Source organism: Streptomyces sp. NPDC007856 (assembly GCF_042868225.1).
In the GTDB taxonomy this organism is placed as follows: Bacteria; Actinomycetota; Actinomycetes; order Streptomycetales; family Streptomycetaceae; genus Streptomyces.
This window is the reverse complement of the sequence record NZ_JBIAEC010000009.1, coordinates 68,993-91,225: the sequence shown is the minus strand read 5'-3', so window position 1 is coordinate 91,225 and position 22,233 is coordinate 68,993. Positions and strand designations below refer to the sequence as shown.

Genomic DNA, 22,233 nt, shown 5'->3' with positions numbered 1-22,233 from the left:
GTAGGGAGTTGAAATCATGGCCCCAAGCGCCATGAGTCGTGGCAAAGACAACTGGATCGCCTCTCTCTCCGAAGCCCAGCCGGTCCCGTACTGGCTGGAAGACCCCGGCAAGCCACCCGCCGAGCCCGCCCTCACCGGCACCGTCACCTGCGACCTGCTGGTCGTCGGCGGCGGCTACAGCGGGCTGTGGACCGCGCTGAACGCCAAGGAGCGCGACCCGCAGCGCGACGTGGTCCTGCTGGAAGGCCGCGAGGTGGGCTGGGCCGCCTCCGGCCGCAACGGCGGTTTCTGTGCCGCCTCCCTCACCCACGGCCTGCCCAACGGCCTCACCCGCTGGCCCGACGAGATCCAGAAACTGGAGGAGCTGGGCCGGCGCAACCTCGACGAGATCGAGGCCGCGCTCGCCCGGCACGGCATCGACTGCGACTTCGAGCGCACCGGCGAGATCGACGTCGCCACCGAGACCTACCAGGCCTGGGAACTGAAGGACTGGCACCGGGAGCTGGCGGAGAAGGGGCTCGCGGACGGCATCGAGTTCCTGGACGCCGACGCCGTGCGCGAGCAGGTGAACTCGCCCACCTTCGAGGCCGGCCTGTGGGACCGCCGGGGCGTGGCGATGCTGCACCCGGCGAAGCTGGCCTGGGGCCTGAAGAAGGCGTGCCTGAAGCTCGGGGTGCGGGTGTACGAGCACACGCCCGCGCTGACCTTGAAGCCGTACGGCGCCGGCATGGCCGTACGCACGCCGTACGGCGCGGTCCGCGCCCGCCGGGTCGCGCTCGGCACCAACATCTTCCCCAGTCTGCTGCGCCGTGTGCGCTCCTACACCGTCCCGGTGTACGACTACGCGCTGATGACCGAGCCGCTGAGCGACGCGCAACTGGAGTCGATCGGCTGGAAGAACCGGCAGGGACTCGGCGACTCGGCCAACCAGTTCCACTACTTCCGCCTCTCCGCCGACAACCGGATCCTGTGGGGCGGCTACGACGCGATCCACCACTACGGCGGCCGGGTGCGCGCCGAGTACGACGACCGGCCGGAGACGTACGCCAAGCTCGCCGGCCACTTCTTCACCTGCTTCCCGCAGCTGGAGGGCGTCCGCTTCACCCACGCCTGGGGCGGCGCGATCGACACCTGCTCGCGCTTCTCGGCGTTCTTCGGCACGGCGCACCAGGGGAAGGTCGCGTACGCGGCCGGGTACACCGGCCTGGGCGTCGGCGCGACCCGCTTCGGCGCGGACGTGATGCTCGACCTGCTGGACGGGGAGCGCACCGAGCGGACCGAGCTGGAGATGGTCCGCAAGAAGCCGCTGCCGTTCCCGCCCGAGCCGTTCGCCTGGACCGGGATCGCCCTCACCAAGTGGTCCCTGGCCCGCGCGGACGCGCACGGTGGCCGCCGCAATCTGTGGCTGCGGACGATGGACCGGCTGGGGCTGGGCTTCGACAGCTGAGGCAGGCCTGGCTTCTACCCGGTCCTCATGGCTGCGTCAAGCCCCGAGATTACGGAGCATGACCCGGCTCCCGCGATCCGGCGTACTGGAAGCACGGGCCTCACCGGGAGGCACCGACTTCGACACACCGGATCAGCAGGAGAAGATCATGAGTCTCATCACTCGCGTCACCCGCAAGCACGACGACAGCCGGTCCAGGCGCCGCCTGGCCGGCCTGGCGACGGCGGTGGCCTCCGCCGCCGTCGTCGCCGGAGGCGTCATGCTGCCGGCGGCGGCCGCCACGGCGGCGCCGATGCACCCGGCGTCCGCGGTCTCCATGACTCCCCGGCACGACCATCACGACGGGGACTACTGGGACGACCACGACGGAGACCACTGGGAGCACCACGACCACTGGCACTACTACTGGGACCACGATCACCACTGCTACTACTGGGTGTACGACTGGGGCCCGAACTACGACTAGGCCGTAGCAGTGACACCGCGGCCCTGCGCAACGACCGCGGCCGCTTCGTCGACGGCGTCTCCTGGGGCCACGACCGTGGCCACCGCGGCTGACACCACCACTGACATGTCGGCCGACGGTAGGTGATCCCGGACCGCAAGCCGGCGCTCAGAGCATGCAGGGTGCCTTCTCCGGACATGGAGGAGGCACCCTGCATCGTGCTCGGGCCACTTGAACCAGCAGCGGACGCCCTGGTGGGGGAGCAGGTGCCCTGCGAGTGTCGTGTGTGCGACAGGCAAGATCGCGGTGGCTCGAAGCAGCTGGGTGTCGTAAATCAGCCATCTCTGATCGTCATTGGCCTCACTCCGCGCGTGACGGGTACCTACCAGACCCGTCTCTCTCGCGCCCATCACTCTGCGACCGGGGGAACGCCGTCGCTCACGGGGAGGGGTTGCATCGCCATGCCGTCGTACCGGCCGTCTCCAGGCGTCACACCGTCGGGGGCTGTGCGCCGCTGAGCGCCGAGAGAGAGGGAGGCCTTCTCATGACTGGGGCGAAGACGGTTGTCGAATGGCCGGCATCCGTCGCACCGGACCCCGCTGCCTGCCGCTGGGAATGGGAGCGCAGTCCCCTCGGGGTCGTGCTGCGGCCCGCCGGCCGGGCCTGGGACTTGCAGATCCTGCCGGGCGGCCTCGGGTGTCCGACCCTGGACGTGCTCACCCGTGTGCTCGACCGGCCCGGCCCGGTACTCGATCGACTTCGGCGACGACCGGGTCGGGTTCTTCGTGCCGCCCGGCACCGCGGCCCGCTGGATCGGCACCGGCGTCCGCACCGCCGGATCCGGCACCTGGATCGTCGTGCCGTATTCCGGCCGGGCGACCCGTGGCGTGCGCCGACTGGTGCCGCCGGACGGCTCGGCCGCGCTGACCGACCCCGCGCTGCGGGAGCCGGCGATGCACGAGGCGGCGGCATGGCTGGCCGGGGGAGGGGACGGGGAAGGATGGCGTCCGGAAACCTTGACAACAGGATTGGTCTGGACCAAGTTGAGTGCGCTCCACCCTCCAACTCCCCCCGAACCGGAGGCCCTTGTGGAACGCGCCCCCCTTGCCCTACGCGGCCCGCGCCCCCCGCGCGCACGACGTCCCAGATCCGTCCTCGCCCTGCTCACGGCCGCCCTGCTGGCCGTGCCCGGCATCACCGCGCTCTCGTCGGCCGCCCGCGCGGCCGACGCGGACATCGCCCGGAACGGCGGATTCGAGTCCGGTCTCGACGGCTGGACCTGCACGGCGGGTACGACGGTCGACTCGCCCGTGCACAGCGGCAGTTCCGCGCTGCGGGCGACCCCGGCCGGCAGTGACGACGCCCAGTGCGCGCAGACGGTGACCGTCCAGCCCAACGCGCAGTACACGCTGTCCGGTTACGTCCGTGGCTCGTACGTCTACCTCGGCGCGAACGGCACCGGCACCACCGACGTCTCCACCTGGACCCAGTCCGCCCCCGACTGGCAGAAGCTGACCACCACCTTCACCACCGGCGCGGCCACCACGCAGGTCACCGTCTACACGCACGGCTGGTACGGGACGGGCACGTACTACGCCGACGACATCTCCCTCGTCGGGCCCGGCGGCAGCGGCGCCGGACAGCCGCCCAATGCGCCCACCGGCCTGAAGACCACCGCGGTCACCTCGTCCTCCGTGACCCTGTCCTGGTCGGCGGTCAGCGGCGCCACGAGATACACCGTCTACCGCGACGGGACCAAGTCCCAGACGGCGAGCGGCACTTCGGCCACCGTGACCGGGCTGTCCGGCTCGACCGCGTACGGCTTCCAGGTCACCGCGAGCAACGACGCCGGCGAGTCCGCGAAGTCCGCCGTCGTCACCGCCACCACCAGCGCGGGCACCGGCACCGGCGGCTCCGCCGACCTGCCCACCCACGCCCTCGTCGGCTACCTGCACGCGAGCTTCGCCAACGGCTCCGGCTACACCCGCCTGGCCGACGTACCCGACAGCTGGAACGTCGTCGACCTGGCCTTCGGTGAACCCACCTCGCCCACCTCGGGAGACATCCGCTTCCACCGCTGCCCGGTCACCGAGTGCCCGAACGTGGAGAGCGACGCCGACTTCAAGGCCGCGATCAAGGCCAAGCAGGCGGCCGGCAAGAAGGTGCTGATCTCGATCGGCGGCCAGAACGGCCAGGTCCAGCTCACGACCACCGCCGCCCGGGACACCTTCGTCTCCTCGGTCTCGAACATCATCGACACCTACGGCCTCGACGGCCTCGACATCGACTTCGAGGGCCACTCCCTGTCCCTCGACACGAGCGACACCGACTTCAAGAACCCGACGACCCCCGCGATCGTCAACCTCATCTCCGCCCTGAAGACCCTGAGGGCGAAGTACGGGTCGAAGTTCGTGCTCTCGATGGCACCGGAGACGTTCTTCGTGCAGATGGGCTACCAGTACTACGGCACCGGCAAGTGGGGCGGTCAGGACCCGCGCTGCGGGGCGTACCTCCCGGTCATCTACGCGCTGCGCGACGACCTCACGCTGCTGCACGTCCAGGACTACAACTCCGGGCCGATCATGGGCCTGGACAACCAGTACCACTCCATGGGCGGCGCCGACTTCCACATCGCCATGACCGACATGCTGCTCACCGGCTTCCCGGTCGCGGGCGACCCGAACAACGTCTTCCCGCCGCTGCGCCCCGACCAGGTGGCGATCGGCATGCCGGCGTCCACGAACGCGGGCAACGGCTATGTGGCCCCCTCCGAGGTCACCAGGGCCCTGGACTGCCTGACGAAGAGGACGAACTGCGGCTCCTATCCGACTCATGGGACCTGGCCCGCGCTGCGCGGTCTGATGACGTGGTCGGTGAACTGGGACCGCTACTCGAACTGGGAGTTCCAGAACACCTTCGACGCGTACTTCGGCTGACGACCAGGCTCAGGGTGGTCAGCAGCACGGTGGACAGGCACCAGCTGGCCACCACGTCCAGCGGCCAGTGATAGCCGTGGCGGACCAGGCCGTACGACACCCCGAGGACCAGCAGCGTGCAGCCGGCCACCAGGAGCCGGCGGGTGACGGCCGACCGGAGCCAGGGGAGCAGCAGCAGGGTCGCGGAGCCGTAGGCGACCGCCGCCGTGGCCGTGTGCCCGGAGGGGAAATAGCCGACGGTCGGGGGCACCACGGGGGTCCCCGGCCGCGCGGTCCAGTCCTTGAGCGGTACGACGATCGCCGGGACCAGCGCCATCGCGACGGCTGCCGCGGCGGGCGGCAGCCACCACCGCGCCGTACCGGCCGTGCGGCCCCGGCCGGCTACGTGGCCGAGCGTGGTGACGAGGACCAGGCCCGCGACCTGGATGTCGCCCAGATGGGAGAGCAGCCCGGAGAACCGGTCCGGGTGGACGAGGGCCCGGCTGAGCCGGGCGTCCGGGTGCAGCAGCGGGCCGTGGCTGACGACCTGCCAGGTGATCAGGACGAGGAGGACGGCCGGGACACCGAGGAGCAGGCAGCGGCGGGTTGAGGACGACACGGTGCCCAGCTTCGCAGGTCCGCTTCCGTTTCCTGAGCGTGTCACATGGTCCTGCAGGATGAAATTCTGCAGTTTCGTGCCCGTTCTGCTCCGGAGTCACGAGCCCATGCGAAGGGGCCCCGACCACTCGGCAGGAGCGGTCGGGGCCCTTCGATGTTCATGGACCGGTGTTCACGGAAGAAGGAAGGAGGTCGGCCGCCCCGGAACAGGGGGGGCGTTCCGAGGCGGCCGACCGGATCGGAACGTCGCGCGCCCCGGGGGGTTTGGGGCGGCGACCGTCCGATCGGTGAGGAGATCCCGGAGCCGTCAGGCGCCGGTTGTGTGCGCGAGGGCACGACCAGGTCGAAGCTGGGGAGGCCCCGGCCTGAGATCGCCCACAGTCCCCTGTGGGCGGGGTGTATCTCTCATCTGGTTAGAACCTACGGCAGCCCGGGCCGCTTGGGCAGACGGAATCGGCTCCCGCCATCCACCTCGCACACCTTCTTCACATGGCCTGCCGCAGGTACCGCTCAGAGGGGCGGACCAGTCGCTCGGAGGCGCGGCCTCAGATGCGGGCGAAGGCCTGCTCGATGATGTCGAGACCCTCGTTCAGGAGGTCCTCGCCGATCACCAGCGGGGGCAGGAAGCGCAGCACGTTGCCGTAGGTGCCGCAGGTCAGGACCAGCAGACCCTCGGCGTGGCAGGCCTTGGCGAGGGCGGCGGTGGCCTCCGGGTTCGGCTCCTTGGTGGTGCGGTCCTTGACCAGCTCGATGGCGATCATCGCGCCGCGCCCACGCACGTCACCGATGACGTCGAACTTCTCGGCCATGGCGGTGAGGCGACCCTTCATGATCTCCTCGATGCGCTTGGCCTTGCCGTTGAGGTCGAGCTCCTTCATGGTCTCGATGGCGCCGAGCGCACCCGCGCAGGCGACGGGGTTACCGCCGTACGTACCACCGAGGCCACCGGCGTGCGCGGCGTCCATGATCTCGGCGCGCCCGGTCACGGCGGCGAGCGGAAGCCCACCGGCGATGCCCTTGGCGGTCGTGATCAGGTCGGGAACGATCCCCTCGTCCTCGCACGCGAACCACTGTCCGGTCCGGCAGAAGCCGCTCTGGATCTCGTCGGCGACGAAGACGATCCCGTTGTCGGCGGCGAACTGCCGGATCGCCGGGAGGAAGCCCTTGGCCGGCTCGATGAAGCCGCCCTCACCGAGCACCGGCTCGATGATGATCGCGGCCACGTTGTCCGGGCCGACCTGCTTGGTGATCTGGTCGATGGCCTGCGCGGCGGCCTCGGGACCGGCGTTCTCCGGCCCGGTCGGCCAGCGGTACGCGTACGCCACCGGCACCCGGTACACCTCGGGCGCGAACGGCCCGAACCCGTGCTTGTACGGCATGTTCTTGGCGGTGAGCGCCATGGTCAGGTTGGTCCGGCCGTGGTACCCGTGGTCGAACACGACCACGGCCTGCCGCTTGGTGTAGGCACGCGCGATCTTGACGGCGTTCTCGACGGCCTCGGCGCCGGAGTTGAACAGCGCGGACTTCTTGGCGTGGTCACCGGGCGTCAGCTCGGCGAGCGCCTCCGCGACCTCCACGTACCCCTCGTACGGGGTGACCATGAAACAGGTGTGGGTGAAGTCGGCGAGCTGGGCGCTCGCGCGCCGTACGACGGCCTCGGCGGAGGCACCGACGGAGGTCACGGCGATACCGGACCCGAAGTCGATGAGCCGGTTGCCGTCGACGTCCTCGATGATCCCGCCGCCCGCGCGCTGGGTGAAGACCGGCAGCACGGAGCCCACGCCCTGCGCGACCGCGGCGGTACGGCGGGCCTGCAGCTCCTGCGACTTCGGGCCGGGGATGGCGGTGACGACGCGGCGCTCCTGCGGAAGTGCGGTCATGGGGGCTCCTGATGATCTTGCGTACCGAGCGGTCTGATCTGGTGTCCCGGACAGTCCCGGGCGGTGAGTTTTCGGCCGCTTACCTACTCTTTCTTCGCAGGCTAGGGCCGGGGGTGGGGGGTGGGCATGCTCCATGTGGGCGTTGTCGGTCACTCCGGTTGTCCGTGATGGACATAGCCGCGTGGCCGGGGCACGCCCGGTCGGCGGGTGCTCTCGGCCGCGTAAGCGGTGAACTCCCCTTGCCGGGGCGTTAGATTGCTCGCTGATGGTGGACGGAACGGCTGGTCAGGGGGCAAGGGCGATGGACAGCGACGGCACGCGCGACGCACGCGGCACGCATGCGAATCCTGTACCCCGCCCAGCGGCACCACGCGAGGACAGCGCCGCACCCCCCATGCCACCGATGCCACCCGGTGTGCCGCCGACGGCCGCCCAGCCGGGGTACGCCCCCGATCCACGGCATCCCCGCTCGCCCCTCGCCGAATGGCTCGACGAGCCGCGCCCGTCCGTCGAGCCCGGTATCTGGCGCTTCGGCTACCGCCGGCCCGCGACCGCACGCCAGGGACAGCGCCTGGCCCCCGTCACCATCGTCGGCTTCGTCGTCCCCCTGGCCGCGGGACTGCTTCTGTGGTCACTGTGGCGGCACGGCGGCCTCCCATACCAGTGGACCATCCTCAAGCTGCTCACTCCCGGCGACTGGTGGTGGCCCGGCACCACATCACCGAAGGGCTACCAGGGTCACGAGGTCAAGACGGTCGCCGACGGTGTCTTCTTTGCGATCCTCGTCTACGCCATGGCGCGCCTGGGCAGCTGGTCCGACGTCATCCGGCACTTCGTCACCCGGCGCGAACAACCCGCTCGCGCCCTCGTCGCGGCCCTCGGCGCGCTGATCGCGCTGGCCTTCGTCTTCCCGAGCTGGTTCGGCCTCGGCTGGGACGCCCTGCCCGTCCAGGATCCGCTGTTCTCCCTGATCGTCCTGCTCAACGGCGGCGACTACGGCGTGTTCGCGTCGAAGCTGCTCACGGACGGGCTGTACACGCTCATCAGCCTGCTGGTGCTGTGGCCGTTCGCCCGGATCGGCGGCTGGTGGCCCCTCGCGAAGGAGGCGCTCGGCGCGCGGGCGCGGGCCAGGACGGCCGCGGCCGCGGAACCGGCCGTGGACCGGCGGCCGTCGCAGTGGCCCGAACTGCGTGAGGCCGGTCAGCACGGGGCCGCGGACGTGCTGGCCGCCGAGGTCGAGGCCGGCCGGATGAACGACGTGGACTGCGCCAGGGTCGGCCGCATGTGGGCCGTGGCGCGTGCCCGGGCCCGGCTGTCCTCCTTCACCGACACCGTCCTGCGCGAGGGCGCCGCCGCCTGGACCCACCCCTCCGGGGACCGCGACCTGCCCGGCCGGGCCGCGCGGCATGATCTGCTCGCCGGGCAGGTGCGCATCGGGCAGTGGGTGGCGGGAGAACGCACCCCGCTCGCCTACGGCGGCGCGGGCGCGGCACTCGCGCCGGACACCCTGGGCACCTCGCTGCTCGCCGTCGGACCCTCGGGCTCCGGCAAGACACGCCACCTGATCCGGCCCGTCGTGGAGACGCTCGGCCTGCAGGCACTGGCCGGACAGTGCGCCGTCGTGGCTGTGGCCGCGGCCGGCACCCCGCTGGGACCCGACTCGGCCTACGACGTGGTCGTACGCCTCGGCGACCCGGGGTCCGTGCACGACCTCGACCCGTACGCGGACTCCGACGACCCCGACGAGGCGGCCGCCTTCCTGGCGGAGGGGCTGGCGGGCGACCTGGACACCGTGAGCGGTCAGCGCTCGGTCACCGCGCTCGCCCAGCTCCTCGGCCCATACCGGGCGGCCTACGGACGCTTTCCGACCCTGCCCGTGTTGCGGGAGCTCCTCGAAGGCGATTCCTCGGCCCTGGCCGCGCTGCGTGACGCGCTTGCCGGGGACGAGCACGCCGTGATGCGCCGCGAACTCGAGGCGCGTGCCCGCCAGTCGGGCATCGCCGGCGATCCCGGGCCGGTCCTGGCCGACCGGCTCGCCGTACTGGACCGGCCGGCGTTCGCCGAGTTCTTCGGCGGGGACGGCGCAAGCGCCCGGCCGTTCTCGTTGCGCGCCGTCGCCCATCATCCGTTGCGCGTCCGTATCGACCTGCCCGACCGCGGACACGAGGAGGCGTCCCGGATCGTCACCCGGCTGCTCCTCGCTCAGTTCGGCGCGGTGGCCTCGGCAGGTGAGCGGACCCACTTCACCTGCCTCGTCCTGGACGATGCCACCGGCGCGGTGACCGCCGAGTCCGTCCGCCGTATCCAGCGCCTGCGCTCCCGCAACGCGGGCGTGGTGCTCGCCCTGCGCACGGTCGGCGATGTACCTGAGGCGCTGCACGGGCCGCTGTACGCGGCCGTCGGCTGCCATATGGCGTTCTCCGGGGTGACCACATGGGACGGCGGCAGGTTCGCGGACGCCTGGGGCACTCAGTGGGTGGAGACCCGGGACGTGGCCCGGCACACCGTCTTCGCGGACCAGCCGATGACACGCGCCATCCATGCCCTGCGCAAGCTGGTGACCGGCAAGGCGGTGACGACCGAGGCCGTCACCGTCCGGCAGGTGGAACGTGAGCGTTGGTCGGCGTCCGAGTTGGCTCATGGGGTGCCCGCGGGGCATGCGGTGGTGTCGTTGACGAGTGTGCGGGGGGAGCACGCGCCGCCGTTGTTGGTGGATCTGAGGGGGTGAACGGCGGCGGGGGATCGTTACGGTGAGGCAGAATCGGTGTAGGTCGTTCATACGGATCGGCCAAATGATCCCATCCGGATGGACCGCGGATCCCGTCACCTGAAGGCCCCATGCCCCCCACCCTCGCCTCGCTCGTCCACCACTCCGCGCTGAAGCTGACCGTGCGCGCGGGCGAGGACCGTCTCGACGTGCCCGTGCGCTGGGCCCACGTCAGCGAGCTGGCCGACCCCGTGCCGTACATGGAGGGCGGTGAGCTGCTGCTGATCACCGCGCTCAAGCTGGACGCCGAGGACCCGGAGGCCATGCGGCGGTATGTGAAGCGGCTGGCCGGGGCCGGTGTCGTGGGGCTCGGGTTCGCCGTCGGGGTCAATTACGAGGACATCCCGGCGGCCCTCGTCGACGCCTGCCGGCAGGAGGGGCTGCCGCTGCTGGAGGTCCCCCGCCGCACCCCCTTCCTCGCCATCAGCAAGGCCGTGTCCGCCGCCATCGCCGCCGATCAGTACCGGGCCGTCACGGCAGGGTTCGCCGCCCAGCGTGAGCTGACCAAGCAGGCCCTCAACGCCGGCCCCGAGGGGCTGCTCGGCGCGCTCGCCGGGCAGGTCGACGGATGGGCCGCCCTGTACGACGCCTCCGGCTCCGTCGTCGCCGCCGCGCCCGAGTGGGCCGGGCGGCGCGCCGCCCGGCTGACGGCGGATGTCGAGCGGCTGCGGGAGCGGCCCGCGCCGGCGTCGTCCGTCGTCGGCGGACCCGAGCACGAGGACCGGGTCGAGCTGCACTCCCTGGGCACCGGACGGCGGCCGCGCGCCGCACTCGCCGTGGGCACCGCCGCGGCACTCGGCACCGCCGAACGCTACGCCGTGCACTCCGCCATCGCCCTGCTCACCCTCACCACCGAACGCTCCCGGTCCCTGCACGCGGCCGAGCAGCGCATCGGCACGGCGGTGCTGCGCATGCTCCTCGCCGGAGAGCCCGACCACGCCCGGGCCGTCGCCGGGGACCTGTACGGCGGCCTGCTCGACGCGCCGTTCCGGGTGATCGTCGCCGAGTCGGTGCCGGGATCCGCCGCTCGGGCGCACGCCTCCGCACCCACCGTCGGCCCGGGCGGCGATCCGCTGGGCGGGCTGACGGAGAGCGTGGAGTCGGCCGCCGCGCGCTCCGGCGAGGCCGTGCTGGTCGTGCCCGAGGGGGAGCGGCTGGTGGTGCTCGTCACCGACGGAGGCGCGGCGGTGGCCGCCTGCACGAGTCACACGGCGGCGCTGGAGGCCGCGCGGGCGGTGCCCGAGCAGGCCGGGGGTGACGAGGAGGAGCTGGTGGTCGGACTGTCCGCGCCGGCCGGGCCGATCGCCGCCGCGGCCGCCTACAAGCAGGCCGAGCAGGCGCTGTCGGTGGCGCGGCGGCGGGGGCGGGTGCTGGTGGAGCACGAGCAGCTGGCCGCGGGGTCCGTGCTGCCGTTGCTGGCCGACGACGCGGTGAAGGCGTTCGCCGACGGGTTGCTGCGGGCGCTGCACGAGCACGACGCGACGGGGCGGGGGGATCTGGTCGCCTCGCTGCGGGCGTGGCTGTCGCGGCACGGGCAGTGGGACGCCGCCGCCGCGGACCTGGGGGTGCACCGGCACACGCTCCGCTACCGGATGCGGCGGGTCGAGGAGATCCTCGGGCGTTCCCTGGACGATCCCGACGTCCGCATGGAGCTGTGGCTCGCGCTGAAGGCGACCAGCCCCGAGTAGTCGAAACAGATGGTCGAAACAGATCGGCGGCGAGTAGTCCAAACAGTAGTGCGCGGCCCGGCTACTGCTACGACTCGGACAAGCGACCCCCGGCCGGGCCCGCCCTACCGTGGACCACGAAAGCCAAGCACACCTCCAACGCGGAAGGGCCGGGACTCGCAATGACTTCCACCCACGCCTTCTGGCTCGCCGGCCGCCAGGTCACCGGCGAGGACAGCTTCGACGTCACCTCCCCGTGGGACGGCCGACTCGTCGGCAAGGTCAGCGTGCCGAGCGACGCCCAGGTCGAGGAGGCCGTGGCCGCCGCGTACGCCGTGCGGGACGAGTTCGCCGCCACCCCGGCCCACGTGCGCGCCGCCGCCCTCGACCACGTCAGCAAGCGGCTGGCCGAGCGCACCGAGGAGATCGCCCAGCTGATCTCCGCCGAGAACGGCAAGCCCATCAAGTGGGCCCGGGGCGAGGTCGGCCGTGCCGTCTCCGTGTTCCGGTTCGCCGCCGAGGAGGCCCGGCGGTTCAACGGCGGCGAGGCCCAGCGGCTGGACACCGACGCCGGCGGCCAGGGCCGGCTGGCGCTGACCCGCCGCTTCCCGAAGGGTGTCGTGCTCGGCATCGCGCCGTTCAACTTCCCGCTGAACCTGTGCGCCCACAAGGTCGCCCCGGCGATCGCCGTCGGCGCGCCGATCGTGCTCAAGCCCGCCCCGGCCACCCCGCTCTCCGGCCTGATCCTGGGCGAGCTGCTGGCCGAGACCGACCTGCCGGCCGGTTCCTGGTCGGTCCTGCCGGTGTCCAACGACCGCATGCCCGCCCTGGTCCAGGACGAGCGCCTGCCGGTCATCTCCTTCACCGGTTCCGACAAGGTCGGCTACGCGATCATGGACTCGGTGCCGCGCAAGCACTGCACGCTGGAGCTGGGCGGCAACGGAGCCGCGGTCGTCCTCGGCGACTACGCCTCCGACGCCGACCTGGACTGGGCCGCGACCCGCATCGCGACCTTCTCCAACTACCAGGGCGGCCAGTCCTGCATCTCCGTGCAGCGCGTGATCGCCGACGCGTCGGTGTACGACCGCCTGCTGCCGCGTATCGTCGCCGCCGTCGAGGCCCAGGTCACCGGTGACCCGTCCGACGCCAAGACGGACGTCGGCCCGCTGGTCAGCGAGGACGCCGCCAAGCGTGTGGAGTCCTGGGTGAAGGAGGCGGTCGAGGCCGGCGCCACGCTGCACACCGGCGGCGACCGCGACGGCGCCTCGTACGCGCCGACCGTCCTCACCGACGTACCGGCGGACGTCACCCTCGCCTGCGAGGAGGTCTTCGGGCCCGTCCTCACCGTGCAGAAGGTGGACGGCGAGGCGGCGGCCTTCGCCGCGGCCAACAACTCCAAGTACGGCCTCCAGGCGGGCGTGTTCACCCATGACCTGCAGGTCGCCTTCCGCGCCCACCGCGCCCTGGAGGTCGGCGGCGTGGTGATCGGCGACGTCCCGTCCTACCGCGCCGACCAGATGCCGTACGGCGGCGCCAAGCAGTCCGGCGTGGGCCGCGAAGGCGTGCGGTTCGCGATGGAGGACTACACCTACGAGCGCGTGCTGGTCCTGACCGGCCTCGCGCTCTGACCTGCCACGGACAGGTCGGAAACAGAACGGCCGGTGCCCACTGTGCGGGGGCGCCGGCCGTTCACGTTTCCCGCCCCTTGTTTGCTGTCCCTGTTTCCTGTCCCCTGGTAAAGGATTCGGCATCGGCGGTTCAAGAGTCCTGCCCTGAGTCTTGATCTGTCCATGACTCACCCGATGGGATGCGCCTGACCACTTCGTCCTGCTCAGGTTCGTCCTGTCCAGGACGTCTCCGGATCACTCAGGGGACCACATGCACATAGCCCGAACCGGGCGCGGCCTCGCGGCGTCCGCCGCCACCGCCGCACTCGTCGCCGCAGGGCTGGCGACCATTTCCTCGGCCGGCACCACCGCCGCCGCGCCCGCCGGCGTACCGCACACCTTCGCGCAGCCGGCCATCACGGGGCACACCCTGGTCCACGGCGTGGCCAGCCCCCTGCCCATCGCCCAGTGCCAGGCGAAATGGCACATCAACTGCTACAACCCGCTCCAGTACAGGACGGCGTACAACCTCAACCCGCTGTACAAGAAGGGCATCACCGGCAAGGGGCGGACGATCGTCATCGTCGACTCCTTCGGGTCCCCGACCGTCCAGCACGACCTGGACGTCTACAGCAAGCAGTTCGGGCTGCCCAGCACCAAGGTCAAGGTCGTCAAGTGGGGCAACGTCCCGAAGTTCGACCCCAAGAACTCCGACATGACGGGCTGGGCCGGCGAGACCACGCTGGACGTCGAGATGGCCCACGCCGTCGCGCCCGGCGCCAAGATCGTCCTGGTGGAGACGGCGGTCGCCGAGACCGAGGGCACCACCGGTCTGCCGGAGATGATGTCCGCCGAGAAGCACCTGATCGACCAGGGTGTCGGCGACGTCATCAGCCAGAGCTTCGGCGCCACGGAGAACACCTTCCCGGGCTTCGACAAGGGCGACTTCTCCAGCATCAAGAAGCTCCGGTACGCCTTCGAGGCGGCGCAGCGCAAGCACGTGACCGTGCTCGCCTCCTCCGGTGACGGCGGCGCCACCGACCTGAAGACGGACGGCAAGACGTACTACAACAAGCCCGTCAACTCCTGGCCGTCGTCCGACCCGCTGGTCACCTCCATCGGCGGCACCCAGCTCCACCTGAACGACAAGGGCGAGCGCGTCAAGCCGGACAGCGTCTACAACGACTACGGCGCGGGTGGCGGCGGCCAGTCCCACGTGTTCACCCGCCCGTCCTTCCAGGACGGAGTGAAGAACGTCGTCGGCACCCGCCGCGGCACCCCGGACATCTCGATGGCCGCCGCGGTCAACGGCGGTGCCTGGGTGTACTCCAGCTACGACCCGACCGCCACCGGCTGGGACGTCTCCGGCGGCACCAGCGAGGCCAGTCCGCTGTTCTCGGGCATCGTCGCGCTCGTCGACCAGGCGGCCGGCCACCGCGTGGGCGACATCAACCCGGCCCTCTACACCCTGCTGAAGCACAAGAACCCGGGCATCGTCGACGTCAACGACGGCACGGACAACAGCTACCAGGGCGTCAAGGGCTACAAGGCCGTCAACGGCTACGACATGGCCACCGGTGTGGGCACGCTGGACGCCCTGCGCCTCGTGCAGGCTTTCGCCGGCAAGCACTGACGGAGGCCGTCTTCACAGAGGCTGAACGTCCCGCAGAAGGGGCCCGGCACCGCTGCCTTTCGGTGCCGGGCCCCTTCCCGTCGTCGGTCTCCTCCAGACCCTCAACCGGAGAAACCGACGTGCGCGAGCCGCAGCGGGCCGCGCAGTCCGAGGCGGACGTCGTGCACACCGTTGGCGGCGAGGCCGGCGCCCAGGGCGGTGTAGTCGTAGACGCCGGCGGTGGGGGTGGCCGGTGTCAGGGTGGCCGGCACCGGGCCGCCGTCGAGGGACACCTCAAGTACGCCCTCGTCCGCCACCTGCGCCCTCACCTCGCTCACCCCGGCACCGAAGTCGCAGGCGTGGCAGACCAGTTCGGCCGTTTTGCCGTGCGCCGGTGTTCACCGCGTCGCCCGCCGCCCTGGTCCGGTCCACGATCGCGATGCCGGACTGCTCGTCGAAGTCGGCCGCCGCCAGACCGCGTTGCACGACCGGGCGCGGGGCCGGGCGCGTGCCGTCGAGGTGCACGGTCGTGGCAGCCGGATGTCCTCGCTGGACGCGCCGGGCAACAGGTCGTACGGGCCGCCCTCCATCCGTCGGCAGCCCTGCGCCACGTCCCAGAACTCCAAGGCCCTCAGCGGGACTTCGAAAGAGACGGGGGCCGTCTCGCCGGGGGCGAGGATGAGCCGACGGTGGGCCAGTAGCTCACGGCGCGGCCGGACCACCGACAGCTCCACGGCCCGGCCGTAGAGCTGCACCACCTCGTCCGCCGCCCGGTCCCCGGCGTTCGTCACCGCGCACGAGACGCGCACCGAGCCGTCCTCGATGCGGGCCGCGAGGTCGGCGTAGCCGAAGGACGCGTACGACAGGCCGTGGCCGAAGGGGAAGAGCGGGGTGCCCTCGAAGTAGAGGTAGGTCTGCCGGCCGCCGATGACGTCGTAGGCGAGCAGGTCGGGCAGGTCGGCGTCGGAGGCGTACCAGGTCTGCGGGAGCCGGCCGGGGAGACGTCTCCCGCCAGGGTGCGGGCCAGGGCGGTGCCCGCCGCCTGGCCGCCGTGCGCGGTCCACAGCACCGCCGGAAGCCGGGCCACGTCCGACGACCGGGTCGTCGTCACCCACCACACCCTGGTCCGCCCCAACGGGGGCGAGCACGCCCGGCCGCCCCGCCTGGCCGCCGACTCCCCGCACTCCAGGACCGGTTGCTCGCCCGCGACCGCACCGCCGCCGAGGGCTTCACCGACGGCCGCCCGCTGCAGTGGGTGCAGCCCTTCCACCCCGCCTTCCAGGTGCGGCAGGGTGCTCGGGCCGTTCTCAAGCCCGGCCGCACCCACCGCATCGACCTGCGGACTTCCTCCGGTGCCGCACCGCTCGACCTCGTCGCCGCCCCCACCCATGGAAGAGACACCATGGCAACAAGCACGCTGAGCGGTCGCCAAGGCCCTGATCGCCCCCGCGCTCGCCCTCGGTGCCACCGTAGGCCTCGCCTCGGCCCCCGCCTCCGCCGCCGTCTGGTCCTCCTGCGACCAGTGGGGCAGCACCACGCTGAACGGTCACCTCCTCCTCCGGCGGACTGGACTTCACCGTCAACAGCGAGAGCACCAGCAGCAGTTGACCCGGCCGGGTGCGGTTTGATGGTGGGCATGCGAAACACCACTACCCTGCGCCCTCTGCTGGCCACCGTCGCGACCGCGGCCGTCCTGCTCACCACGACGGCGACCGCGGTCGCGGCTCCCGCTTCCCGGCCCGCCGCCCCGGCGTACACCGCGTCGGTCCCCGACCCGAGCGCCCTGCACCCCGTCGCCGAGCTGTCCGCCGAGCGGCTGGCCACCGCCGACCTGGTGGCCGCCGCGAAATGGGGCACCGACAGCCCCATCGACGACCCCGCCCGCGAACAGCAGGTTCTCGACTCCGTGGCCGCCCAGGCCGTACAGCTCGGTGCCGACCCCGACGAGGTCCGGGCGATCTTCCGCGACCAGATCGAGGCGAACAAACTCGTGCAGCGCGGCCTGTTCCAGCTCTGGACCGATCACCCGGAGCAGGCCCCCACCACCCGGCCCGACCTGAGCGTGGTCCGCCAGCGGATCAACCGCATCAACACGGCCCTCGTCCAGGCCATCGCCGACACGACGGCGGACCGTACGGCCCTCACCTGTCGTCCGGAACTCGTCCTGGCCGCCCTTCAGGTGCGCCACGACCAGGACCTGGACCACCTGCACACCAAGGCGCTGGCCCGGTCCCTGCGGTCGGTCTGCGCCTACTGACCCACCAGGACGACAGGGGGCCGGGCCCACGCCGGAACCGGCTCCCTGCCGCGCTCACTCGCTCCTCACCGTGCGATGGGCAGTTCCGCCCCGTCCCGCAGGAACAGCGGGATGCGGTCCAGCGGCGCGTCCACCGTCACCGCCGTACCGCCCTCGTACGTCTCACCCGTCCACGCGTCCGTCCAGCGCGCGCCCGCCGGAAGGTGGGTCGTCCGGGCCGTCGCGCCGACGGTCAGCACCAGGGCGACCAGCAGATCCCGGCCCGGGGAGCATGGGGGAGCGGCCGGTGACCGTGCTGTAGGCGCGCTGGCCGTCGCCCGGGGTGCCCGCCGTGATCCAGTAGTCGATCTGCCGGGCCGAATCCGCGACCCAGCGGGTGCCGTTGCCCGCCAGTTCCACCCGGCCGATCGCCGGGTTGTTCCACAGCAGGGTGTAGCCCCGGCTGGACACCAGCACCGGGACGCTCACCTCGGCGTTGCGCTGCACCAGGTCCAGCACCAGGCCCTTCTGGTCCAGGCGTCCCTGCTGGCGCTGGCCGAGGCCGTACAGCCGCTCGCCCTCGTACGCGGCGAAGCGCTGCTCCAGGCGGTGGTGGCCGTTGCCGACCGCCGTGTGGAGCCGCGACCCGGGCCACCAGAAGTGGGTCGGCTCCTCGGCGAGCAGCTCCGTACGGTCCTCGGTGCGCAGAAAGCGGAGCATGCCCTCGGCGCTCACCTCGACGGTCAGCGCGCCGACCGTGAGCCGCGCCGCACCGGCACCGATCCCGACCGTGGCGTCCTGGGCGGGCGGGGGGTCGAGGAGCGCGCCTGGCAGCCCGTCCAGCACCGGGCCGCCGAGCCGGGCGCGCACCCGGACCGCGTCCGGACCCCACGGCTCGATCCACACCGTCTCCTGACGGCCGCTCCACTCCAGCGCCCCGTCCCGCTCACGGAAGGTGCCGGTGGTGGGGGAGGACTGGGCGAGGGAGACCTTGGGCTGCGTGACGGCAGGCTGATTCACTGCATGCTCCTGAAGGAGCGCGGGACAGGGACAAGGCAGGCAGAGGGGTGCCCCGGACGCACCAGAGCACGGGAAGGTGCGGTCAGGAGGCGGCCGGTGCCGGTCCCGAACTCGCCCGTACCGTCAGCTCGGGTGCGAGCAGCACGACCTCGTCGCCGCCCCGTCCGTCCAGCTTGGCCACCAGATGCTCGACCGCGTACCGGCCCATCTCCTGCGCCGGGATGGCGACCGAGGTCAGCCGCACCGAGGCCTGCACGGCGACCTGGTCCGGGCAGATCGCGACCACGGACACGTCCTCCGGCACGGCCCGGCCCTGCTGGCGCAGCAGCGCGAGCAGCGGCTCCACCGCCGACTCGTTCTGCGCCACGAACCCGGTCGTCGCCGGGCGCTCGTCGAGGATCCGGGCCAGCGTCACGGCCATCGCGTCGTGGCCGCCGTCGCACGGGCGGTGCAGCAGCCGTACGCCCGCCTCGCGGGCCCGGGAGCGCAGTCCGTCCAGGGTGCGCTCGGCGAAACCGGTGTGGCGCTCGTAGACGGCCGGGGCCTCGCCTATGACAGCGATGTCACGGTGACCGAGCCCCGCCAGGTGCTCCACGCACAGCGCGCCGGTCGCCGTCCAGTCCAGGTCCACACAGGTCAGACCCGCCGTATCGGCCAGCAGGCCGATCAGCACCCAGGGCTGATCGTCCCCCACTCTCGGCTTCGCTCGAGCGGGGGCACCCCCACGCCTGAGCAGCGGCAGCCGCTCGTCCTCCAGCTCGACGTCCATCAGGATCATCGCGTCGGCGAGACCGCTGCCGGTCACCCGGCGCACCGCGTCGGGGCCCTCCTCTCCGGTGAGCAGCAGGACGTCGTAGCCGTGGATGCGAGCGGTGGTGGCCACCGCGATGGCGATCTCCATCATCACCGGCACATACATGTCGGTGCGCAGCGGGATCATCAGCGCGATGATGTTCGACCGCTTGCCGGCCAGGGCGCGGGCGCCGGCGTTCGGGTGGTAGCCCAGTTCCCGGATGCCCTGCTCGACGCGCTGCCGGGTGGTCGCGGAGATGGACCGCTTGCCGCTGAGGACATAGCTCACCGTGCTCGCCGAGACTCCGGCGTGCTGCGCGACCTCGGCGAGGGTGACCATCCGAGCTCCAAGCGTTGTGAAGCGCTTCGACTGTCGCGCATTGCTGACGGGGGTGAGTGAGGGTGAGATTGACACTGGCCTCGGCCGGGGCGGGGTGTCCATGGGCTGTCGAAGCGCTTCGACACCTTTTCCCGGGCGGCGCAAAGTGGCGCGCTCCGGAGCGCCGGTACACACCCGCGTGACGGCTCTCCGGCCGGGCTTTCGGCCGGATGGCCGCGCGAGGGGTGGTGGGGTCGGCCCGTTTCGGGTACCAACGATCCAGTAGCACTGGTCGGTAACGAACGGTCCGAATCGTCCCTCTTCGCGGCGAGGTGAGCCTCAATGTCCGCCCCTACCAAGTCACGCACCACCGTCACCGAGCGCGAGGCACGCCGGGTGGCGGAGGCCGCCCGGCAGCAGGACTGGCACAAGCCCAGCTTCGCCAAGGAACTGTTCCTCGGGCGCTTCCGGCTCGACCTCATCCACCCCCATCCGCTCCCGGACCCCGAGAGCGTCCGGCGCGGCGAGGAGTTCCTCGCCAAGCTCCGCGCCTTCTGCGAGTCCACGATCGACTCCGCCCGCATCGAGCGCGAGGCCCGCATCCCCGACGAGGTCGTCACCGGCCTCAAGGAACTCGGCGCCCTCGGCATGAAGATCGACCCCAAGTACGGCGGCCTCGGCCTCACCCAGCTCTACTACAACAAGGCCCTCGCCCTGGTCGGCTCCGCCAGCCCCGCCGTCGGCGCCCTGCTCTCCGCCCACCAGTCGATCGGCGTACCCCAGCCGCTGAAGATCTTCGGCACCCAGGAGCAGAAGGACGCCTTCCTGCCCCGCTGCGCCCGCACCGACATCTCCGCCTTCCTCCTCACCGAGCCGGACGTCGGCTCCGACCCCGCCCGCCTCGCCACCACGGCCGTACCCGACGGTGACGACTACGTACTCGACGGAGTGAAACTGTGGACCACCAACGGGGTGGTGGCCGACCTGCTCGTCGTCATGGCACGCGTGCCGAAGTCCGAGGGGCACAAGGGCGGCATCACCGCGTTCGTCGTGGAGGCGACCGCGGAGGGCATCACCGTCGAGAACCGCAACGCCTTCATGGGCCTGCGCGGCATCGAGAACGGCGTCACCCGCTTCCACCAGGTCCGGGTCCCGGCCGCCAACCGGATCGGCCCGGAGGGCGCGGGCCTGAAGATCGCGCTCACCACCCTCAACACCGGCAGGCTCTCACTGCCGGCGATGTGCGCGGGCGCCGGCAAGTGGTGCCTGAAGATCGCCCGCGAATGGTCGGCGGAGCGCGAGCAGTGGGGCAAGCCGGTCGCACTGCACGAGGCCGTCGGCTCCAAGATCAGCTTCATCGCGGCGACGACCTTCGCCCTCGAAGCCGTACTCGACCTGTCCTCCCAGATGGCCGACGAGGACCGCAACGACATCCGCATCGAGGCCGCCCTCGCCAAGCTCTACGGCTCCGAGATGGCCTGGAAGATGGCCGACGAACTGGTCCAGATCCGCGGCGGCCGCGGCTACGAGACCGCCGAGTCGCTGAAGGCGCGCGGCGAGCGCGGCGTCCCGGCCGAGCAGATCCTGCGCGACCTGCGCATCAACCGCATCTTCGAGGGCTCCACGGAGATCATGCAGCTGCTGATCGCCCGCGAGGCCGTCGACGCCCACCTCTCCGTCGCCGGTGACCTCATCGACCCCGAAAAGTCCCTGAGCGACAAGGCGAAAGCGGGCGCCAACGCCAGCGTCTTCTACGCCAAGTGGCTGCCCAAACTGGTCGCCGGACCCGGACAACTCCCCACGTCCTACGGCCAGTTCAAGTACGGCATCGACCTGTCCGGGCATCTGCGCTATGTCGAGCGCACCGCCCGCAAACTGGCCCGCTCCACCTTCTACGCCATGTCCCGCTGGCAGGGCCGGATGGAGACCAAGCAGGGCTTCCTCGGGCGGATCGTGGACATCGGCGCCGAACTGTTCGCGATGAGCGCGTCCTGCGTCCGGGCCGAGCTGCTGCGCAGCCGGGGCGAACACGGCCGCGAGGCCTACCAGTTGGCCGACGCCTTCTGCCGGCAGTCCCGCATCCGCGTGGAGGAACTCTTCGACCGGCTGTGGACCAACACCGACGCCCTCGACCGCAAGGTGGTCAAGGGCGTGCTCGCCGGGTCCTACACCTGGCTGGAGGAAGGCGTCGTCGACCCGTCCGGAGACGGCCCGTGGATCGCCGACGCGACCCCTGGAGCGTCCAAGCGGGAGAGCGAGCGCCGCCCCTTCGGGGACTGAGCCGCCCTCCCGCCCGCCGACCGGGCGCCTGGGGCCGGTCAGTTGCCCCAGGTGCCCTGGTCCACGGCGCACGTCCAGCCCGAGCCGTGCAGGGTGAACTTCGCCTTGTAGGTGTGGGTGTTGAGCAGATGCGTCTGCACCTTCACCCCGAGGCTCGCCTTCGTGTTCAGCGTGCCCGTGTAGACGGTCACCGTCGTCGACGTCTTGTGCGTGACCTTGCCACCCGTGGCCTTGGCCGAGCCGAAACGGATGTTCTTCACGTCCGTGACCGTGAAGCTGACCTTCTTGAAGCTCTTCGTCGTGCTCTTGTTCTTGATGCCGAAGTACAACCCCCCGTTGGTCACCCAGCCCTGCGAGTTGATGTAGAAGCTGCTCGGATAGACCAGGTCGACCGGGCAACCGGAACTCTGCGGCGTCTGCGTGGCGGCCGACGCCGCTCCGGCGAGACCGAGTTGAGCAGCGGTCAGCATTCCGGCAGTGGCCAGGACGGCCGCGGTCGCGCGCATGCGATTCATGATGGTGGTACTCCCCCTCTTTCGCCCTCCATGACGGGCTGCACCGGAAGGATGCCATCGACGGCCACCGCGTGCGCGCGATTTCCCATGGTTGCGTCCCAACGGGTTGATCC

Annotated in this window: 13 protein-coding genes and 4 pseudogenes; 10 read left to right on the top strand and 7 right to left on the bottom strand. The window is 71.4% G+C overall.

All coding sequences use genetic code 11. The features are described 5' to 3' along the window. The first annotated feature begins 16 nt into the window (after window positions 1-16). The 3 genes from ACFYOH_RS22015 (at window position 17) to ACFYOH_RS22005 (ending at window position 4,828) form a co-directional block, all read left to right on the top strand. Window positions 17-1,447, top strand: coding sequence for an NAD(P)/FAD-dependent oxidoreductase (locus tag ACFYOH_RS22015; protein WP_388627890.1), 1,431 nt, complete (start codon window positions 17-19; stop codon window positions 1,445-1,447). Between the two features lie 148 nt (window positions 1,448-1,595). After that, window positions 1,596-1,913 (top strand): hypothetical protein, encoded by a 318-nt coding sequence (locus ACFYOH_RS22010; RefSeq protein ID WP_388627888.1) that lies wholly within the window; start codon window positions 1,596-1,598, stop codon window positions 1,911-1,913. Between the two features lie 701 nt (window positions 1,914-2,614). After that, window positions 2,615-4,828, top strand: a complete 2,214-nt coding sequence (locus tag ACFYOH_RS22005) for a chitinase (protein ID WP_388627885.1) — start codon at window positions 2,615-2,617, stop codon at window positions 4,826-4,828. Between the two features lie 49 nt (window positions 4,829-4,877). Here ACFYOH_RS22005 and ACFYOH_RS22000 read toward each other — a convergent pair. Both ACFYOH_RS22000 and gabT read right to left on the bottom strand, forming a co-directional pair. Then, window positions 4,878-5,144 (bottom strand): annotated as a pseudogene (locus ACFYOH_RS22000) (phosphatase PAP2 family protein); the annotation flags it as partial. Window positions 5,145-5,970: 826 nt separating this feature from the next. After that, window positions 5,971-7,305 (bottom strand): 4-aminobutyrate--2-oxoglutarate transaminase, encoded by a 1,335-nt coding sequence (gene gabT / locus ACFYOH_RS21995; RefSeq protein ID WP_388627882.1) that lies wholly within the window; start codon window positions 7,303-7,305, stop codon window positions 5,971-5,973. A gap of 301 nt (window positions 7,306-7,606) precedes the next feature. Here gabT and ACFYOH_RS21990 point away from each other — a divergent pair, with 301 nt between their 5' ends. The 4 genes from ACFYOH_RS21990 (at window position 7,607) to ACFYOH_RS21975 (ending at window position 14,979) form a co-directional block, all read left to right on the top strand. Beyond that, entirely contained in the window at window positions 7,607-10,033 is a 2,427-nt protein-coding gene (locus tag ACFYOH_RS21990; RefSeq protein ID WP_388627880.1) for an ATP/GTP-binding protein, read from the top strand. 110 nt (window positions 10,034-10,143) lie between these two features. Continuing rightward, window positions 10,144-11,760 carry a PucR family transcriptional regulator gene (locus tag ACFYOH_RS21985; RefSeq protein ID WP_388627877.1) on the top strand — a complete coding sequence of 539 codons (1,617 nt, stop codon included), beginning with the start codon at window positions 10,144-10,146 and terminating at the stop codon, window positions 11,758-11,760. 161 nt (window positions 11,761-11,921) lie between these two features. Continuing rightward, a complete protein-coding gene (locus ACFYOH_RS21980; RefSeq protein WP_388627875.1) occupies window positions 11,922-13,367 on the top strand; it encodes an aldehyde dehydrogenase family protein in 1,446 nt (481 codons plus the stop codon). Window positions 13,368-13,617: 250 nt separating this feature from the next. Further along, a complete protein-coding gene (locus tag ACFYOH_RS21975; RefSeq protein WP_388627873.1) occupies window positions 13,618-14,979 on the top strand; it encodes a S8 family serine peptidase in 1,362 nt (453 codons plus the stop codon). 101 nt (window positions 14,980-15,080) lie between these two features. On the opposite strand, the pseudogene ACFYOH_RS21970 reads toward ACFYOH_RS21975, so the two are convergent. Further along, window positions 15,081-16,048, bottom strand: a pseudogene (locus ACFYOH_RS21970) (fibronectin type III-like domain-contianing protein); the annotation flags it as partial. A 1-nt stretch (window position 16,049) separates the two neighbouring features. Here ACFYOH_RS21970 and ACFYOH_RS21965 point away from each other — a divergent pair. Both ACFYOH_RS21965 and ACFYOH_RS21960 read left to right on the top strand, forming a co-directional pair. Further along, a pseudogene (locus ACFYOH_RS21965) lies at window positions 16,050-16,246 on the top strand (hypothetical protein); the annotation flags it as partial. A gap of 348 nt (window positions 16,247-16,594) precedes the next feature. Further along, the gene (locus tag ACFYOH_RS21960) at window positions 16,595-17,215 is read left to right on the top strand and encodes a chorismate mutase (RefSeq protein ID WP_388627871.1); all 621 of its coding nucleotides are present in this window, start codon (window positions 16,595-16,597) and stop codon (window positions 17,213-17,215) included. Window positions 17,216-17,280: 65 nt separating this feature from the next. Here the strand turns inward: ACFYOH_RS21960 and ACFYOH_RS21955 are convergent, their stop codons facing one another. From ACFYOH_RS21955 to ACFYOH_RS21945, 3 genes and pseudogenes are all read right to left on the bottom strand, one after another. Beyond that, window positions 17,281-17,454, bottom strand: coding sequence for a hypothetical protein (locus tag ACFYOH_RS21955; RefSeq protein ID WP_388627868.1), 174 nt, complete (start codon window positions 17,452-17,454; stop codon window positions 17,281-17,283). Window positions 17,455-17,479: 25 nt separating this feature from the next. Further along, window positions 17,480-18,214: pseudogene (locus ACFYOH_RS21950) on the bottom strand (family 31 glucosidase); the annotation flags it as partial. 82 nt (window positions 18,215-18,296) lie between these two features. Then, window positions 18,297-19,346, bottom strand: a complete 1,050-nt coding sequence (locus ACFYOH_RS21945) for a LacI family DNA-binding transcriptional regulator (RefSeq protein ID WP_388627865.1) — start codon at window positions 19,344-19,346, stop codon at window positions 18,297-18,299. 321 nt (window positions 19,347-19,667) lie between these two features. Between ACFYOH_RS21945 and ACFYOH_RS21940 the strand changes: the two genes are divergently transcribed. Beyond that, the gene (locus ACFYOH_RS21940) at window positions 19,668-21,605 is read left to right on the top strand and encodes an acyl-CoA dehydrogenase family protein (protein WP_388627863.1); all 1,938 of its coding nucleotides are present in this window, start codon (window positions 19,668-19,670) and stop codon (window positions 21,603-21,605) included. A gap of 38 nt (window positions 21,606-21,643) precedes the next feature. On the opposite strand, the gene ACFYOH_RS21935 is transcribed toward ACFYOH_RS21940, so the two are convergent. Further along, window positions 21,644-22,111: a hypothetical protein gene (locus tag ACFYOH_RS21935; RefSeq protein ID WP_388627861.1), complete on the bottom strand. Its 468-nt coding sequence runs from the start codon at window positions 22,109-22,111 to the stop codon at window positions 21,644-21,646. Window positions 22,112-22,233 lie beyond the last annotated feature (122 nt).